This is a genomic window from Thiomonas arsenitoxydans, assembly GCF_000253115.1.
Classification (GTDB): domain Bacteria; phylum Pseudomonadota; class Gammaproteobacteria; order Burkholderiales; family Burkholderiaceae_C; genus Thiomonas; species Thiomonas arsenitoxydans.
The window spans coordinates 1554023-1570465 of record NC_014145.1; the positions used below are offsets into that span (position 1 = coordinate 1554023).

A 16443-nucleotide genomic window follows, 5' to 3' on the forward strand; every position below is an offset into this window, starting at 1 on the left:
CACGCCCTGTTACAGATCGAGCCATCCCGCGTGGGGCAGGTCTTGATCTTCATCAGCCGCTGCGCATACGATATATGAAACGATAAACATTATCATTTGCGCATCATCACAAAGCAGCTTTTTTCAGGTCAGATCATGCACACCGACTCCGTAGTGGTTTCCCTCGCACAGCTTCCCTATGGGCAATGCGCCCAGGTGGTCGATTTCGATGGCGGGCGCGCCATGGTGCAGCGCATGGTCATGCTCGGTATCCGCCGTGGCGTGCCGCTGTGCGTGGTGCACGGCCCCGGGCCGCGGGGCACGGTGGTGCAAGTGGGCGGTGCGCGCATTGCGCTGGGGCGGGGCGTGACCGACAAAATCCGGGTGATGCCTATCGTGGCTTCGGCGGCCGTGGCGTCTGCGGTGCATCAAAAGGCTGCGGCATGAGCGCGTGTCACGATCCGGATTGCGCCGTTTCCCCCGAAGCAGACGCCGGCCTGCCGGTGATCGCTCTGGCGGGCAACCCCAATTGCGGCAAGACCACGATCTTCAACCTGCTCACCGGGGCGCATCAGCATGTGGGCAACTGGCCCGGCGTCACGGTGGAGCAGCGCCGGGGAACGGCCTCCGCGGCGGGGCTGAAGCTTTCGGTGATCGATCTTCCGGGCGTGTACAGCCTGCTGGGCGGGGGCGGCGCCGATCAGGGCGTGGCGCGCAACTTTTTGCTCGATGAGCGGGTGGATCTCATTGTCAACATCGTCGATGCCTCCAACCTCGAACGCCATCTGGCGCTGACCTTCGAACTGCTCGAAACCGGCAAGCCGCTGATCCTCGCGCTTAATATGGTGGACGAGGCGCAGGCGCTGGGGCTAGAGCCCCAAGTGCATGCGCTCTCAAAGCAACTCGGCGTGCCCGTGGTGCCGCTGGTGGCGCGAAAAGGCCGTGGCCGTGCAGAACTGCTCGACACCATACGGGCCGCCCTGCAACAAAAGCCCAGCGCCTTGATGCCGACCTACCCGCCCGAGGTCGAACAGGCGATCGACCAAGTCGGCGCGCAACTTGCCGTGCCCTCGTCGCCACGGCGCCGCTTCGATGCGCTGAGGCTGCTCGAAGGGCTGGTAGTGTCGCCCTCGGCCGAGGTACAGGCCGGCGTGGCGGCGGCGCAGGCGCAGGTGCTCGCCCAAGCTGGCGAAGAAGTGGCCGATCTGGTTGCGGCCGCCCGTTTTGGCTGGGCGCACCAGCTTGCGGCCATTGCCATGCAGCGCACCGGCAAGATGGGGGTGCGTCACCGCGTGACCGATGTGCTCGACCGCGTGGTGCTAAATGAATGGCTGGGCGTGCCGGTGTTTTTGCTGGTGCTGTATCTGGTGTTCGTGGTGAGCTTCAGCGGCGGCAATATCTTTCTCGACTTTTTCGATCAGGCCTCATCCGCGCTACTCATCGGCGGGGTGGGGCATGTGATGCTGCAGGCCGGGCTGCCCGATTGGATGGTGTCCATGATCGCTGGCGGCGTGGGCGGCGGGCTCAACCTGGTCATCTCGTTCATCCCGCCCATCGGCCTCACTTTTCTGTTCCTCGCGTTTCTCGACGACTCGGGCTATATGGCGCGCGCCGCCTATGCGATGGATCGCTTCATGCGCCGCATGGGCCTGCCCGGCAACTCGCTGGTGCCCATGGTCATCGGCTTTGGTTGCAATGTGCCGGCCATCATGGGCTCGCGCATCATCGAAGACCCGCGCGGCCGCCTGCTTACGGTGCTGATGCAGCCCTTCATGTCGTGCTCGGCGCGGCTGACCATCTATATGGCGTTCGCCGTGGTGTTTTTCCGCAGCACCGGCGGGCAGGTGGTATTTCTGCTGTACGTGCTGGGCATCGTGGTGGCGCTGCTCACCGCGTGGATGCTGGGCAAGACGGCCATTCGGGGCGAGCCCATGCCCTTTGTCATGGAGCTGCCGCCCTATCGCCTGCCCAGCCTGCGCAGCGTTGGGCTGCAGGCCTGGCAGCGGTTGAAGGTGTTCATTTTCCGCGTCGGCAAGGTGATCGTGGTCATCGGGGTGGTGCTGTTCGTGCTGCCCGGCATAGGCTGGACGGCCAAGGGCTTGCAGGCGACCGACATCGATCACTCTCTTCTCGCGCAGGGCAGCCAGGCCATTGCGCCGGTGTTCGCGCCCATGGGCATTACCCGGGAGAACTGGCCCGCAGTGTCGGGCCTGCTGGCGGGCGCAGCCGCCAAAGAGATCGTGATCGGCACGCTCAACGGCATTTATCAGCGGCAGCAGGCCTCCGACTTGATGGCGGCTTACCGCCAGCCTGATGTGGGCGCCAAGTTGTGGGAGGCCGCCAAGACCATTCCCGAAAACGCCGTGGCCTTTTTCAACAACTTCCTCGATCCGCTGGGCTTGCACGATCTGCAGTCCACCGACAGGGCCGAGCAGGCCAGCGGCGCCAGCAACGAAACCCTCGCCGGGCTGGCGGCTGCGTTCACCCCGCTGTCGGCCTTCGCCTATCTGGTGTTCGTCTTGCTGTACGTGCCCTGCGCCAGCACCATGGGGGCGCTGCGTCGTGAGGTGGGCTGGGGCTGGATGGTGTTTTCCGTGCTTTACGGCATCGGCATCGCCTGGGCCGCGGCCACGGTGATCTATCAGATCGGCACGTTTGCGCAGCATCCCCCATCGTCTGCCCTTTGGGTGGCCGCTTGCGTTGCCGCCTTTGTGCTGCTGGTGGTGGGCCTGCGGCAATACGGCGACCGCACCGAGCGCCGCGTGGCAACGCAGGGGCTGGAGAGCCTGGTATGAACCCGCTGTTCGCCGTGCGCGATTGCCTGCGCGACAAGCAGCTTGCCAGCGCCGCCGAGATTGCGGCCTGCGTGCAGGTTTCTGCGTCAGTGGTCGAAGACATGCTGGCGCACTGGGTGCAGCGCGGGCTGGTCGAGCGGATCGATGCGCAGGGCGGCACCTGTAGCAGCGGCTCCTGCGGGAGTTGCGGCCAATGCGGCACCCGCAAAACCGCGGCAGCGCTCTACCAGTGGCGCGGTCTGCAGGCCGCCGCGGCATCCCCGGCAAAAGCCCCGGTGTTGATGCTGCGTTCTGCCTGAACTTGGGCGGTTTTGCACGCACGGGGTTTTGCCGGGCGGCCTAAGCTAGCGTTCTTTACCACACGGAGAAGAACGCCATGCACAACCCCATGCTTTATCGCCGTCTTGGCCGCAGTGGCCTGCAAGTCAGCCTGTTTTCGCTCGGCTCCTGGGTGACGTTTCACAATCAGGTCGATGCTTCGGGCGTGCGCGAGATGATGGCCGCCGCGCGCGATGCGGGAATCAATTTTTTCGACAATGCCGAGGTCTATGCCAATGGCGAAAGCGAGCGACTGATGGGTGAGGCGCTGGCGCAGCTCAAGTGGCACCGGCTCGACTATGTGGTGTCGAGCAAGTTTTTCTGGGGGCTCGACGCGGGCACGGCCGAGAAACCGCGCATCAACGGCCGCAACACCCTGAACCGCAAGTATCTGTTGCAGGCGGTCGATGGCAGCCTCAAGCGCATGGGGCTGGATTTCATCGACCTGATCTTTTGTCATCGCCCCGATCCGCACACCCCCATCGAAGAAACCGTCTGGGCGCTGCACAACGTCATCGAGCAGGGCAAGGCGCTTTACTGGGGCACCAGCGAGTGGAGCGCCGACGAGATTCGCGCCGCCTACGAGGTGGCCGAGCGGCACCATCTGCACAAGCCGGTGATGGAGCAGCCGCAATATCACCTGTTCCACCGCAAGCGGGTGGAGCAGGAGTACGCCCGGCTCTACGACGATATCGGCCTGGGGCTCACGACCTGGAGCCCGCTGGCGTCGGGCCTGCTGACGGGCAAATATCGCCAGGGCATCCCCGCAGGCAGCCGGGGCGCGATGCAGAACGTGAGCTTTTTGCGCGACGGCCTGCTCGACGCGCGAAAAAATGCCGCGGTGGGCGAGCTCGAAGCCATCGCCCAGCAGCTCGACTGCAGCGTGGCGCAACTGGCTTTGGCCTGGGTGGCTCACAATCCGCGGGTGAGCTCAGTCATTCTGGGGGCTTCGAAGTTGTCGCAACTGCAGGAGAACCTGGGCGCACTCAGCGTGCTGCCCAAGCTCACGCCAGAAGTGCTGGCGCAAATGGATGCCATTTCCGCGCCGCTGGCGGTCTGATCGGTTAGCTAACGCAAAGCGCCCCGCAGGTTTCAGGGCGCCGTTGCACGTTCCAGTGCAGCTAACCAATGCAGCGCCTGTTCGCGGCTGTCGCCGCACATCTCGGCGCTGGGCTGCAGTCCGCTGCAGCAGGACGGACGCTCGGGCCTGCCGAAAATGGCGCAGCGCAGATCAGCGGTGAGTTGCACGCAGGGCGCGCCCGCTGGCTTGCCCTGCGGCATTCCGGGAATCGGGCTGCTGATCGACGGCGCGATGCAGCAGGCCGCGCAGCGGGGGCGGCAGGCGTGGCCGGGCTCCGCGGCTGGCGGCATCAACCAAACAACTTCTTTGTGATTTCCGCGACATGCTTGCCCTGGTAGCGGGCAATGTCGAGCTCGTTGGCGCTGGGCTGGCGGCTGCCGTCGCCTTTGCTCAGGGTGGTGGCGCCGTAAGGCGTGCCGCCGGTGATTTCGTCCATCTGGGTCAGGCCGGCACAGGCATAGGGCACGCCAACGACCACCATCCCGTGATGGAACAGGGTGGTGTGGAAGGACGTGATGGTGGTTTCCTGCCCGCCGTGCTGGGTGGCGGTGCTGACAAACACGCTGCCCACCTTGCCCACCAGTTTGCCTTGCTGCCACAGTGCGCCGGTCTGGTCGAGAAAGTTGCGCATCTGGCCGCACATATTGCCGAATCGCGTGGGCGTGCCGAAGATCACCGCGTCATAGTCCGCCAAGTCGGCGGGCTGGGCAATGGGCGCGGCCTGATCGGTCTTGGCATGGATGGCAGCCGCGGTTTCCGCCGGCATGGTTTCGGGCACGCGCTTGATGTCCACGCTGCAGCCCGGCACGCTGCGCGCGCCTTCGGCCACGGCGTGCGCCATGGTTTCCACATGACCCCAGGTGCTGTAATACAAAACAAGAATCTTTGCCATTTTCGATGTCCTTTTAGATAACTTTCAGGTGAATCAGGGAGCAGGCCAAAGTGGCGCTGTGAGTCCTATTGTGGTTGAGTTGTCTTGTTTTTGCAGGGCAGGGCTTTGTGTTGCGGCATGCCGACATGAAATCGGCATGACTGTCATCAAACTGTGATGTGGGTGGGATAAAACCGGGCATCTTTCCCGCATTTCGCCCCATGCTTTCTCTCGTACAACCCCAGATCGGCTATCTCGCCATCCTGCTCGACCGGCTGCTTACGCATGGCGAGCTGCGCGTGGAGTTTCAGCCGGTGTTCGATCTGCGGGGTCAGTCGATCCACGCCTTTGAGGCGCTGGCGCGCGGACCGCAGAGCTCGCCGCTGGAGCGACCGGATGCGCTGTTTCAGACCGCGCGGGAGAACGGGCGCTTGTACGAGCTCGATGCCCTGTGCGTGCGCACGAGTTTAGAGACGTTCGCCCGGCTGAATTTGCCGGGGCAGTTGTTCGTCAACGTCACGCAGACCTTGCTCGATTCGGGCTGGCTGGGCAGCTCGGCCGCGCTCGATTTGTTGCAAAGACTGGGCTTGCCGCCGTCGCGCATCGTGTTCGAGTTGCTGGAAAGCGATGATCTGCTGAAAGACGGCGTGGGCATGGAGCAGGCCGAACATCTGCACCGCCTCGGTTTTACGCTGGCGCTGGACGACATGGGGCGGGGTTTCGGCCGCTTTGAAGCTTGGCAGCGCCTGCATCCGCGCTATCTCAAGATCGACCGGGCGTTCTGCGCCGGGCTGGCCGATGATGCGATCAAGGCGGCGTTCGTGCGCTCGATGTTGCTCATGGCCGAGGCCAGCCGTTCTTGGGTGGTGGCCGAGGGCGTGGAGTCGGCCCGCGATCTGCGCGTGCTGCGCGAAATCGGCGTGCAGTTGGCGCAGGGCTTTGTGTTGGAGCGGCCGTCTGCCGCGCCGTCGCGTGAAATGCGCCCGGCGCAACGGGGCTTGATCGAGGCGGCTCAACCCGAGTTGTACCCGCTGGCTTCGCGCGGCAGCGTGGAACAGTCGGCGCTCGGCCTGGCGCGCCCGATCGCTCCGGTGCAGCCGCAAGTACGGCTGGAAGAGGTGCTGCGCCGCTTCGACGCCCAGCCCGATCTGATGTCGATTCCCGTGGTCGATGCGAACGGGCGCGCCCTGGGTATTCTCAACCGCTATGTGCTGGCCGACCGGCTCTGGCGCCCGCATGTACGCGACCTGCTGGGCAACAAACCCTGCGCCCAGGTGATGAGCGCCGACGTGCTCAAGCTCGATGTGAGCAGCAGTCTGCACCAGGCCAGCCAGTTGATCGCCGATGCCAGCTTTCGCCACGCCACCGAGGGCGTGCTGGTCACCGAGCAGGGCGACTATCGTGGCCTGTTGCTGGTGGGCGATCTGCTGCGGCTGGTCAACGAGTTCCAGATCCAGACTGCGCGCTATGCCAACCCGCTGACGCTGCTGCCGGGCAATGTGCCCATCAACGAACAGATCGATCGCCTGCTGGCCTCGGGGCAGTCTTTCGTGGCGGCGTATGGCGATATCGACCACTTCAAGCCGTTCAACGATGTGTTTGGCTACCGGCTCGGCGACGAGGTCATTGTGCTGCTGGCCGATCTGCTGCGGGCGCGCTTTGGGCGGCCGGGCGATTTTGTCGGCCACATCGGCGGGGATGATTTCATCGTGGTGAGCGCCGAGCCCGATGCCGTCGAGCGTCTGCAGACCATTCCGCAGGAATTCGCCGCCGAGATGCCGCGCTTCTTCAATGCGGATCAACGTGAACGCGGCGGATACGAGGCCGTCAACCGCCGAGGCGAAGCGCAGTGGTTCGGATTTCCCACCGTGTCCTTCGGCGTGCTGACTTTGGCTTCGGGGCAGGTGGAATCGCACCGCGAAGTCTCGGCCCTTCTGGTCGAGCTGAAAAAAGTGGCCAAGGCGCAGGCCTACGACCGGGTGTTTATCGACCGGCGGCAGTACGGCCCGCAAATGCCGCCCGCCTTGAGGTGAACATGAGCAGCGCGGCAACCGACCCTCGCAGCATTCCGGCGCGGCTCAATCTGTTGCTCGCGGTCATGGCGCTGACGATGTCAGGCTGGCTGTGGATCGCTCTGCCGCTGCTGCTGCCCGCGCTGCCTGCTTTGGGATGGAGTCTGCTGGTCGTGGTGCTGGCGACCACTTTTTACTGGTCTTTGCTGCACGAAGGCATCCACGCCGTGCTGCTTCCCGACCGGCGCCTGAACGACGCGCTTTCGCGCCTGCTGGCCATCGGCTTTCCGGCGCCGTTTGCGGTGCTGCGGTTCGGGCATCTCAAGCACCACCAGTTCAACCGCACCGCTATCGACCGCAGCGAAGTGTTCGATCCGGCCTTGACCACGCGCAGCGCGGCCGCCTGGCGTTACTACCCGCAACTGCTCATCGGCCTGTATGCCAGCGAAGTGGCCGCGCTGCTGCTGGTGTGGTTGCCGCCGGCCTGGCTGCTGCGGCTGGCACAGCATCTGCCGGCCGAGCCCGGTCTGCCGTCGCTGGCGCAGAGTCTGGAGCGGCAACTGCTCAAGCCCGACACCCTGCGCCCCATGCGTCTGGACAGCCTGGCGTCACTGGTGCTGATGGCGTGCAGCGTCTGGCTCTACGGCGCGCATGTCTGGATGCTGCTGCTGGCGCTGCTGGGCCGGGGGCTGCTGATTTCGCTCACCGACAACGCCTATCACTACGGCACCCCGCTGCACCAGCCGGGCGACGACGTGCGCCATGCCCGCAACCTGCGGCTGCCGCAGCTGGCGTCGGCGCTGATCTTGTACTTCAACTACCACGCGGTGCACCACCGCCACCCGGCGCTGCCGTGGCGCGCCTTGCCCGCAGCCGCGCACCCGGGAGAGATCGCCGCCGCCGCACCGTATGCGGCAGGGCTGCTCGTGCAGTTGCGCGGGCCGATCGCGGTGCACGATCTACCGCGGCGCGGCTGATTGCAGCGCGGGCGAGTTCAGGAGTCTGGTGGACTCGAGGATCGCGGGCGGCAAATTGGCGCTGGGCGTCCGCATCGTCATTTTTCGGCATCCTCGCCCCAAGCCCGACTGACTCTTGGCGGCGGCGACCGCGCCGGTGCGCACTGCTCGCGCAGCGCCTATATACTGCGCCTGAGCTTGTCGGAGCGCCGGGCGAAATTCCCGGCTGAGACTGCGTAACGCAGAATCCGCTGAACCTGATCGGGCTAGGAAGTGCGCCGCGAGTGCGCTTCCAACCTGCGGAGGGAACAAGGCGCCGGTGCAACGGCAGGCATTCATCCATCCCCGGAGGAACCATGTCTGCACTGCCCGAATCCCGCTACAAGGTCGATGCCCCTGAGCTGACCGAGCGCATCACCCGTACCCCCCCCGCCGCGTCCAGCAAGATTTATGTGCAGGGCAGCCGTGCCGACCTTCGCGTGCCCATGCGCGAGATCAAGCTGGCCGATACCCCTGCGGTATTTGGCGTGGAAAAAAATCCGCCCTTCGCGGTCTATGACACCTCCGGGCCCTACACCGATCCGCAGGTGAGCATCGACCTGGCGCGCGGCCTGCCCGCGCTGCGCTCGCCGTGGATTGCCGAGCGCGGTGATACCGAGCGACTGCCCGCCTTCAGCTCCGACACCACGCGCCGCCACAACGCCGATGCGGGTCTGGATGCGGTGCGCTTTCCGCAGTTACCGCTGCCGCGACGTGCCAAGGCCGGCGCCAACGTCAGCCAGATGCACTACGCGCGTAAGGGGCTGGTTACGCCCGAGATGGAGTTCATCGCTATCCGGGAGAATCAGCGGCAGGAAGAAATGCTCGATGCCGGACGGCTGAAGCAGCACCCCGGCCAGCATTTTGGCGCGAACATCCAATCGCGCATCACGCCGGAATTCGTGCGCGATGAAGTGGCGCGCGGCCGTGCCATCATCCCCAACAACATCAACCACCCGGAGAGCGAACCGATGATCATCGGCCGCAACTTCCTGGTGAAAATCAACGCCAATATCGGCAACTCGGCCACCACGTCGAGCATTGCCGAAGAGGTGGAAAAAATGGTCTGGTCCATCCGCTGGGGCGCCGACACGGTGATGGATCTGAGCACGGGAAAACACATTCACGAGACCCGTGAGTGGATTCTGCGCAACTCGCCCGTGCCCATCGGCACCGTGCCCATTTATCAGGCGCTGGAGAAGGTGGGCGGCGTGGCCGAAGACCTCACCTGGGAGCTGTTTCGCGACACCCTGATCGAGCAGGCCGAGCAGGGCGTGGACTACTTCACCATCCACGCCGGGGTGCGTCTGCCCTTCATTCCGCTGAGCGCCAAACGTGTCACCGGCATCGTCTCGCGCGGCGGCTCGATCATGGCCAAGTGGTGCCTCGCGCATCACAAGGAGAGCTTTCTGTACGAACACTTCGAGGATATCTGCGACATCATGAAGGCCTACGACGTGGCGTTCTCGCTGGGTGACGGCCTGCGTCCTGGCAGTATTGCCGATGCCAACGACGAAGCGCAGTTCGCCGAGCTCGACACCCTGGGCGAACTCACGCAGATCGCCTGGAAGCACGACGTGCAGACCATGATCGAAGGCCCTGGCCATGTGCCCATGCAGCTCATCAAGGAAAACATGGACAGGCAGTTGGAGAAGTGCGGCGAGGCGCCTTTCTACACGCTCGGCCCGCTGACCACCGACATCGCGCCCGGCTACGACCACATTACCAGCGCCATCGGCGCGGCGATGATCGGCTGGTACGGCACCGCGATGCTCTGCTACGTCACGCCCAAGGAGCACCTAGGCCTGCCCGACAAGCAGGACGTGCGCGACGGCATCGTCACCTACAAGATCGCCGCGCACGCGGCCGATCTGGCCAAGGGCCACCCCGGCGCGCAGGCGCGTGACAACGCGCTCTCCAAGGCGCGCTTCGAGTTCCGCTGGGACGACCAGTTCAACCTCGGCCTCGATCCGGAAAAGGCCAAGGAGTTTCACGACGAAACCCTGCCGAAAGACGCCTTCAAGACCGCGCATTTCTGCTCCATGTGCGGGCCGAAATTCTGCTCGATGAAAATCACGCAGGAAGTGCGCGAGTACGCCGCCAAACAGGGCGTGGATGCAGAGCAGGCCGTCGAGGTGGGCATGGCGGAAATGTCAGCCGAATTCCGCGCGGGAGGCAGCGAGGTCTATGTGCACGCTCCGCTGCCGGGCCGCCCCAAGGCGGGGCGCGCCCCCTCGGGGGGCGGCGAAGGCGAAGCTGCAGCAGGGGGGGGCGTTTACTCCGCTGCCGGGTTCGCGGGCTCCTGCGCCGCAACAGCAGGAGAACTGAAGACATGACGCGGACTGCTGAAGTGGTGATCGCGGGGGCCGGGCTTGCTGGTCGCCTGCTGGCGTGGCGTCTGCTCAGTGCAGGCGTGCCGGTCACCCTGGTCGATGCACGCGGCCGCGATGATCGCGACCATGCGGCCGGGGTCGCTGCCGCCATGCTGGCCCCCTATGCCGAGCTGGTGGTGGGCGATGCCGATCTGTTCACGCTCGGTGAGCAGTCTTTGGCGCTATGGCCGCAATGGCTGGCCACGGTGCAGGCGCAGACCGGGCAGGCGGTGGACTTTCACCACGAAGGCTCGCTGGTGGTCGCGCACGCGCCCGACTACCCCGGGCTGGCGCACTATGCCGACCTCATCCGCTACCGCCTGCCTGCCGACAAACGCGACGCGGTGCAAAGCCTGGACGGGCCGGGCATCGCCGAACTGGAGCCCGAATTTGCCGGACGTTTCAGCCGCGGTCTTTGGCTGCCGCTCGAAGGCCAGCTCGACAACGGGCAATTGCTGCAAGCCCTGCAAGCCGCCATCGAGCAGGCCATGGCGCGCGTGGGCGGGCAGTGGCTCGATCGCACGAGCGTGCAAAGCGTGCAGGCCCGCTCGGTACACACCACCGACGGCACGCTGATCGAGGCCGATGCGGTGGTGGACTGCCGCGGCGTGAACGCGGCCTGGCCGGGCTTGCGCGGCGTGCGCGGCGAAGTGCTCACCGTGACCTGCCCGGCGGTGAACCTGCGCCGTCCGGTGCGGCTGATCCATCCGCGCTACATGCTCTACATCGTGCCGCGCAGCGAAGGGCGCTTCATCATTGGCGCGACCGAACTGGAGTCGCAGGACACCGGGCCGATCACCGTGCGCTCCATGCTCGAACTCGCCAGCGCGCTCTACAGCGTGCATCCGGCGTTTGGCGAAGCGCGCATCATCCGCGTGGCCACCAGCCTGCGCCCCGCAACCGACGACCATCAACCCGTGTGGGCGCAGCACGAAGGCGTCTGGCAATTGAACGGCTTCTATCGCCACGGCTATCTCGTGGCCCCGGCGATGGTGCAGCGGGCCGAGCGCGATCTGTTGGTTCTGCTGCGCTCGCAGACCGTGGAGACTCTTGGATGAGCACCCCCAATCTTCAAACCGCATCGGCTCTGTCGCTGCAAATCAACGGCGAGGCCGTGCAAACTTCCAGCGCCACACTGGCCGATCTGCTCTCCGAGCGCGGCTATGACACCACGCAGGCTTTGGCTTGCGCGGTGAATCGGCATTTCGTGCCGCGCACCCTTTGGGCGCAACAGGTCTTGCAGCCGGGCGACGCCATCGAAGTGGTCAGCCCCGTGGTGGGAGGATGAAATGGATCTCGCAGACATGAATCAGACGGCTTCTCCCGTGCAACCCCACTGCGCCGTGCTGAGCCAGCCCGATCCCTTGCAGGTTGGCGGCGTCAGCTTGCACAGCCGCCTGTTTCTGGGCACCGCGCGTTATCCGGCGCCCAGCGTGCTCGCCGAGGCCGTGCAGGCCGCGCAGGTGGAGGTGCTCACCGTGTCGTTGCGCCGCTTAGCTCCAGAAAGTCAGTCCGGGCAGGCGTGGTGGCAGCGCATCCGTGAGATGGGGCGGCATCTGCTACCCAACACCGCCGGTTGTCACTCCGCGGAAGAGGCCATCACCGTGGCGCAGATGGCGCGCGAAATTTTCGGCACTCACTGGATCAAGCTCGAAGTCATCGGCGACGACTACACCCTGCAGCCCGATCCCTGGGGCACCGTGGCCGCCGCGCAAACTCTGGTGCGTGAGGGCTTCGCCGTGTTCGCCTACACCACCGACGATCTGGTGACCGCGCTCAAGCTGCGTGACGTCGGGGTCGCCGCCATCATGCCCTGGGCCGCGCCCATCGGCACCGGCGCCGGGCCGCGCAACCTGCCCGCACTGCGCACCCTGCGCGAGCGCCTGCCCGACAGCGTGCTGGTAGTCGATGCCGGCATCGGCACCCCCCACCACGCCGCGCAGGTGATGGAACTGGGTTATGACGCCGTGCTGGTTAACACCGCAGTGGCCGAGGCCGGCGACCCGGTGGCGATGGCCCGCGCTTTTACACTGAGTGTGCAGGCCGGCCGTCTGGCCCACCGCGCGCTGCCCATGCGCACGCGCGAAGTGGCGCAAGCCTCCACGCCCATGGTGGGCGTGCCGTTCTGGCATCAGGGGAGTTGAGCGCGTGAAAAAAGAACGTCTGGAAGCCTTCAGCGATGGCGTGTTCGCCATCATCATCACCATCATGGTGCTGGAATTGAAAGTGCCGCACGGCGAGCATCTCGACGCTCTCCTGCCGCTGTGGCCGGTCTTTCTCAGCTATGTGCTCAGCTTTGTCTATGTGGGCATTTACTGGAACAACCACCATCATCTGTTTCAGGCGTGCGACCGGGTTTCTGGCGCGGTCTTGTGGGCCAACCTGCACCTGCTGTTCTGGCTCTCGCTATTCCCTTTCGTCACCGGCTGGCTGGGGGAAAACCACTTCGCCGAGCTGCCTGCTGCGGTGTACGGCATCGTGCTGCTGATGGCTGCGATGGCCTATTGGATTCTGCAAAAAACACTGATCGCCGCGGAAGGCGAGCGATCGGTGCTGCGGCGCGCCTTGGGCCAGGACTGGAAGGGCAAGCTCTCGCCAGTGCTCTACCTTGCAGGCATCGTGGTCAGTTTTTGGCAGGCCGGGGCGGCGCTTGCGTTTTATGTAGGGGTGGCGCTGCTCTGGCTGGTTCCTGACCGGCGGATTGAAAAAACGCTGCGCTAAGGTTTAGCGTTTGGCGCCGCGGCTGTAAAACACCACGCTGTCCTTGAAAGGCTGGCTGTGCAAGCCGTGGGCGAGCCCGCTGGCCTGCCAGCTTTGCAGCCGCTTGCGCGACACCCACACAGCGAAGGGCTTGCCCTCGGCTCGGGCCTTCAGCAGCGCGTTTTCGTTCACGCAAGTGTTCTGCCGCCTGTCGTCCCGGCAGCCGAACCACAGGTCTTCGCTGGCGCTGTCGATCACGAACAAATGAGGGACGCCGTAGAACAAAAGCGATGCATCATGATCCTCGAAGGTTTGCCAGGAGAACCACACGGTGTCTGCGGGTAAGAGTCGATGCATGACCCCAGCGACCTGTTTCTGCGAGATCTCGGCCGTTTTAGCGACAGCGAGCTGAGCGGAGAAATCCACCATGATCACCGCGCTCAGGCTGAAGACCGCCAGACCGAGGGCCAGCCTGCGCGACCACAGCAGCGCGCCGCCGATGAACGCCGCCAGCGCAACCCCGATGACCAGCGCGGGCAGCCAGCCGAATTGCGCTGCGGGCAGGCCAGAGCGCAGCAATTCGGCATGAAGCGGCGGCGTGAATGTCAACCCCCAGAGGCCCAGCGCGGCCATGCCGAACAGCAGCGCCCCCAGCCCAAGGCGACGGGGCAAGGCGGCGCCGTCGTCATCGGCCCGCAGGGCCGCCTGCAGCCGCACACCCAGCCACCAGGCGACCAAGGGCACCACGGGCAGGAGGTAATACGCTCCCTTGTCGCTCGCAGAGCTAAAGAAAACGGTGAGGATGATTGCGGTGTTGCGCGCCCAGCGCGCTGACGCGGTGGCCGTATCGTCGCCGTGCAAGCGGGGCGCAAACGCGGCGAGCACGGCGAGCAGCGGCGTCCACTGAAAAAAGCCGATCAGCAGCTTGGGGCCGTAGTACCACCAAGGCCCGTGGTGAAAATCATCTGGAATGCGCGTGCCCAGAAACCGGCCGATGGTTTCGTTGACAAAGAAAAACCAGCCAAAACCCGGCAGGATGCGCAGCGCGGCCAGATGCCAGGGGGCCGCAACCAGTACGAAAATGGCGATAGCCCAAGGATCGAGATAGAACTTCAGCAGTTCGCTGCGCTTCCATGCGCCGGGGGCCGCCAGCAGTTGCACCAGGGCGACCAGGCCGAGCAACAGCAGCGCCTCCGGGCCTTTGGTCAGCGTGGCGATCGCCACTGCAACAGCGGCGGCACGCAGCCAGACCCGCTGCCGGCGCTCCACTGCAAGCACCAGCAGAGCCAGGGCGGCCAGCCAGAAAAACACCATCAGCGGATCGAACAGGATGTTGCGGGCGATCAGCACATAGCCCAATGCCGTGCCGGTGACCAGCGCGGCGAACCGGCCCGCAAGCGGCGCGGACACCGCCCGGCCCAACACGATGCACCCGAGCACCGTCAGCCACGCGGCCAGGGCGTCGGGCAGCCGCGCCTGCCAGGCCCCGGCGCCGAAGGCCTTGAAGCTCAGCGCCATCAACCAATAGAGCAGCGGCGGCTTTTCGATGTAGGGAACGCCGTCGAGATGGGGGATGATCCACGATCCGCCATGCGCCATCGCCAGGGCAATGCTGGCATAGAGCGCCTCGTTGGTGTCGCGGATGGGGGCGGCACCCAGACGCCAGAACAGGCTCGCCGCTGCAATCAGCAGCACAAGGCCATCAACCAGAAGACTGGCTCGCCACCGCGCATCGGCCAGCGCCGCGATCCGCCCTGGCTTGTGGGCAGGCGTTGCTGCGGCTTGTGGGGTTGAGCAATGCAGGGAGGTGCTATGACGCATGAAAAGCGAATTGCGAATGGAGTGTGGCAAAGAGTTTGGCAAATTGGCCTATGACCGCCAGGAGCCTGTCGGGCGTGCAAGCGCCACATTTTCGTGAAGACATGCGCTCGTGAAAATGAAAAGCGGATGACGATTTCGTCATCCGCATTGCCCCCTGGAGGGAGGGAGCTGTGAACGCCCACAGAGCGATGGCAGGCGCTGCCCGGGTGCGCGCTCGTCTTAGTCGCCGCCGCGGTCGTCTTCTCCGTGGTGACGATCCCAATGCCTGTGATCGCGCCTTTCGCCGCGGTATTGGGGTCCGGGGGCGTAATAGACCGGAGCCGGAACATATTGCACCGGTGGCGCCACATAGACCGGCTGCGGCGCCACCGGGTAGGCGTTGCCGACGTTGGCGATCAGCCCCGGCACGCCGATGGCCAGTGACCAGAGTGGAGAGTCATCCGCATGCGCGGCGGGAAGCGCGACGACAGTGCTTAGCGCGATTGCCGCCAAGGTTTTTGCGAACAAATGAGGCAAGCGGGGGTGGGAGTTGGTGGTTTGCATGATGGGATGAACGGTTCGGGTTGGAAACGGGTTGACGGGCAGATGGATATTTCGCGTGAAGGCGCGGTGGAGGACATGTCGGGCGTCATAGCGTCGACCGCACGGCGGTTGGCTGCCCCCAGAAAAACCCCTGTCCCCAATGCACGCCGAGGTCGCGCAGCCACTGCAGCGCCGTCTGGCTTTCCACGCCTTCGGCGATGGTGATGAGGTTCAGGTCTAGCGCAAGCTGGAGCAGGTGGCGCATCACCTGCTCGCCCTTGGCCGTGCGCAGGCCCGTCTGCACCAGGCTTCGGTCCAGTTTGAGATAGCGGATGGGCAGGGCCAGCAGATATGGGAAGGCGCTGTGATTGCTGCCGAAATCGTCGAGCGCCAGTTCAAAGCCCAGATCGAGCAAGGGCTCGAGGTTCGCAAGAAGGCGGGCCGGATCGGTGTCGAGATTGCGCTCGGTGATTTCCAGCACCCAAGGTGTCTGGCTTGTATCGGCGCCGCTCTGCCTCTGCCGCCAGTGCCGGTGCTGCTGCGCGAGCTTGTCCATGCAGGACGGCTCAGCCAGGAAAGCGCTGGAGCAGTTGAGGAACAATTTCCCCGGGGCCGCCGCGAACGGTACGGGCTGAGAAGCGGCGGCCATGGCTTGCGCTGTGATGACAGCGTCGATGCGCGGCTCGATGCCTAATTTAGCGGCCGTGCCGATGAACGCCTCCGCCGTCACCACCCGCCCTTGCGGGGTCAGCAGACGCGCCAGCGCCTCCTGGCCCATCGTCTGCAGATCGTCCAGACGCAGGATGGGCTGATAGGCCACGCGCAGCCGCTGTTCCTGCAAGGCCAGCCGCAGTTGGGCGCGCGCAAAGGCGTCGCTGCTGCTGGCGGCGCCCAGCCGTTCCCGCACCCACTGGGCCTGAAGGACGGAGTCTGCAGTAGGCAAGGCCGACGGTGCGATGAGCTCTGGCGCGCCCATG

16 protein-coding genes and 1 riboswitch are annotated in these 16443 nt (G+C 65.1%); of the genes, 11 read left to right on the forward strand and 5 right to left on the reverse strand.

The genetic code is table 11. The features are described from left to right. The first annotated feature begins 135 nt into the window (after positions 1-135). From THI_RS07160 to THI_RS07175, 4 genes are all read left to right on the forward strand, one after another. Positions 136-426, forward strand: a complete 291-nt coding sequence (locus THI_RS07160; RefSeq protein ID WP_013105584.1) for a FeoA family protein — start codon at positions 136-138, stop codon at positions 424-426. Continuing rightward, entirely contained in the window at positions 423-2774 is a 2352-nt protein-coding gene (feoB, locus tag THI_RS07165) for a Fe(2+) transporter permease subunit FeoB (RefSeq protein WP_079668470.1), read from the forward strand. The genes THI_RS07160 and feoB overlap by 4 nt, the downstream gene beginning before the upstream one ends. Beyond that, entirely contained in the window at positions 2771-3073 is a 303-nt protein-coding gene (locus THI_RS07170) for a FeoC-like transcriptional regulator (protein WP_013105586.1), read from the forward strand. Before feoB ends, THI_RS07170 begins: the two co-directional genes overlap by 4 nt. Positions 3074-3162: 89 nt before the next feature. Beyond that, positions 3163-4152, forward strand: coding sequence for a potassium channel beta subunit family protein (locus tag THI_RS07175; protein ID WP_041609191.1), 990 nt, complete (start codon positions 3163-3165; stop codon positions 4150-4152). 32 nt (positions 4153-4184) lie between these two features. Here THI_RS07175 and THI_RS07180 read toward each other — a convergent pair whose 3' ends face one another. Beyond that, on the reverse strand, positions 4185-4463 hold the full coding sequence (locus THI_RS07180) for a YkgJ family cysteine cluster protein (protein ID WP_041608935.1): 279 nt from the start codon (positions 4461-4463) through the stop codon (positions 4185-4187). Then, positions 4463-5065: an NAD(P)H:quinone oxidoreductase gene (gene wrbA, locus THI_RS07185; protein WP_013105589.1), complete on the reverse strand. Its 603-nt coding sequence runs from the start codon at positions 5063-5065 to the stop codon at positions 4463-4465. The genes THI_RS07180 and wrbA overlap by 1 nt, the downstream gene beginning before the upstream one ends. Before the next feature lie 200 nt (positions 5066-5265). On the opposite strand from wrbA, the gene THI_RS07190 reads away from it, so the two are divergent. The 7 genes from THI_RS07190 (at position 5266) to THI_RS07220 (ending at position 13144) form a co-directional block, all read left to right on the forward strand. Continuing rightward, positions 5266-7077 (forward strand): bifunctional diguanylate cyclase/phosphodiesterase, encoded by a 1812-nt coding sequence (locus THI_RS07190; protein WP_013105590.1) that lies wholly within the window; start codon positions 5266-5268, stop codon positions 7075-7077. Between the two features lie 2 nt (positions 7078-7079). Further along, entirely contained in the window at positions 7080-8033 is a 954-nt protein-coding gene (locus THI_RS07195; protein ID WP_041608936.1) for a fatty acid desaturase, read from the forward strand. A 171-nt stretch (positions 8034-8204) separates the two neighbouring features. After that, positions 8205-8337: riboswitch (TPP riboswitch) on the forward strand. Between the two features lie 31 nt (positions 8338-8368). Continuing rightward, a complete protein-coding gene (gene thiC, locus THI_RS07200) occupies positions 8369-10387 on the forward strand; it encodes a phosphomethylpyrimidine synthase ThiC (protein WP_013105592.1) in 2019 nt (672 codons plus the stop codon). Continuing rightward, the gene (gene thiO, locus THI_RS07205) at positions 10384-11481 is read left to right on the forward strand and encodes a glycine oxidase ThiO (RefSeq protein WP_013105593.1); all 1098 of its coding nucleotides are present in this window, start codon (positions 10384-10386) and stop codon (positions 11479-11481) included. Before thiC ends, thiO begins: the two co-directional genes overlap by 4 nt. Next, positions 11478-11711, forward strand: a complete 234-nt coding sequence (gene thiS / locus THI_RS07210) for a sulfur carrier protein ThiS (protein WP_050985923.1) — start codon at positions 11478-11480, stop codon at positions 11709-11711. Before thiO ends, thiS begins: the two co-directional genes overlap by 4 nt. A 1-nt stretch (position 11712) precedes the next feature. Next, a complete protein-coding gene (locus tag THI_RS07215) occupies positions 11713-12567 on the forward strand; it encodes a thiazole synthase (RefSeq protein ID WP_013105595.1) in 855 nt (284 codons plus the stop codon). Between the two features lie 4 nt (positions 12568-12571). Further along, complete coding sequence (locus tag THI_RS07220; protein WP_013105596.1) at positions 12572-13144, forward strand: TMEM175 family protein; 573 nt, start codon at positions 12572-12574, stop codon at positions 13142-13144. A gap of 3 nt (positions 13145-13147) precedes the next feature. Here THI_RS07220 and THI_RS07225 read toward each other — a convergent pair whose 3' ends face one another. From THI_RS07225 to THI_RS07235, 3 genes are all read right to left on the reverse strand, one after another. Continuing rightward, a complete protein-coding gene (locus THI_RS07225) occupies positions 13148-14944 on the reverse strand; it encodes an ArnT family glycosyltransferase (protein ID WP_141130536.1) in 1797 nt (598 codons plus the stop codon). Between the two features lie 219 nt (positions 14945-15163). Next, positions 15164-15487 carry a hypothetical protein gene (locus tag THI_RS07230; RefSeq protein ID WP_013105598.1) on the reverse strand — a complete coding sequence of 108 codons (324 nt, stop codon included), beginning with the start codon at positions 15485-15487 and terminating at the stop codon, positions 15164-15166. 85 nt (positions 15488-15572) lie between these two features. Beyond that, on the reverse strand, positions 15573-16442 hold the full coding sequence (locus tag THI_RS07235) for an EAL domain-containing protein (RefSeq protein ID WP_013105599.1): 870 nt from the start codon (positions 16440-16442) through the stop codon (positions 15573-15575). Between the last annotated feature and the right edge of the window lies 1 nt (position 16443).

What these genes read in the sequence shown, in the direction of transcription:
- feoB (WP_079668470.1), top strand. Translation starts at nt 423, where the DNA reads ATGAGCGCGTGTCACGATCCGGATTGCGCCGTTTCCCCCGAAGCAGAC.
- THI_RS07235 (WP_013105599.1), bottom strand. Translation starts at nt 16,442, where the DNA reads ATGGGCGCGCCAGAGCTCATCGCACCGTCGGCCTTGCCTACTGCAGAC.
- thiO (WP_013105593.1), top strand. Translation starts at nt 10,384, where the DNA reads ATGACGCGGACTGCTGAAGTGGTGATCGCGGGGGCCGGGCTTGCTGGT.
- THI_RS07160 (WP_013105584.1), top strand. Translation starts at nt 136, where the DNA reads ATGCACACCGACTCCGTAGTGGTTTCCCTCGCACAGCTTCCCTATGGG.
- THI_RS07215 (WP_013105595.1), top strand. Translation starts at nt 11,713, where the DNA reads ATGGATCTCGCAGACATGAATCAGACGGCTTCTCCCGTGCAACCCCAC.
- THI_RS07195 (WP_041608936.1), top strand. Translation starts at nt 7,080, where the DNA reads ATGAGCAGCGCGGCAACCGACCCTCGCAGCATTCCGGCGCGGCTCAAT.
- THI_RS07190 (WP_013105590.1), top strand. Translation starts at nt 5,266, where the DNA reads ATGCTTTCTCTCGTACAACCCCAGATCGGCTATCTCGCCATCCTGCTC.
- THI_RS07225 (WP_141130536.1), bottom strand. Translation starts at nt 14,944, where the DNA reads ATGCGTCATAGCACCTCCCTGCATTGCTCAACCCCACAAGCCGCAGCA.
- THI_RS07230 (WP_013105598.1), bottom strand. Translation starts at nt 15,487, where the DNA reads ATGCAAACCACCAACTCCCACCCCCGCTTGCCTCATTTGTTCGCAAAA.
- thiS (WP_050985923.1), top strand. Translation starts at nt 11,478, where the DNA reads ATGAGCACCCCCAATCTTCAAACCGCATCGGCTCTGTCGCTGCAAATC.
- THI_RS07170 (WP_013105586.1), top strand. Translation starts at nt 2,771, where the DNA reads ATGAACCCGCTGTTCGCCGTGCGCGATTGCCTGCGCGACAAGCAGCTT.
- wrbA (WP_013105589.1), bottom strand. Translation starts at nt 5,065, where the DNA reads ATGGCAAAGATTCTTGTTTTGTATTACAGCACCTGGGGTCATGTGGAA.
- THI_RS07180 (WP_041608935.1), bottom strand. Translation starts at nt 4,463, where the DNA reads ATGCCGCCAGCCGCGGAGCCCGGCCACGCCTGCCGCCCCCGCTGCGCG.
- thiC (WP_013105592.1), top strand. Translation starts at nt 8,369, where the DNA reads ATGTCTGCACTGCCCGAATCCCGCTACAAGGTCGATGCCCCTGAGCTG.
- THI_RS07175 (WP_041609191.1), top strand. Translation starts at nt 3,163, where the DNA reads ATGCTTTATCGCCGTCTTGGCCGCAGTGGCCTGCAAGTCAGCCTGTTT.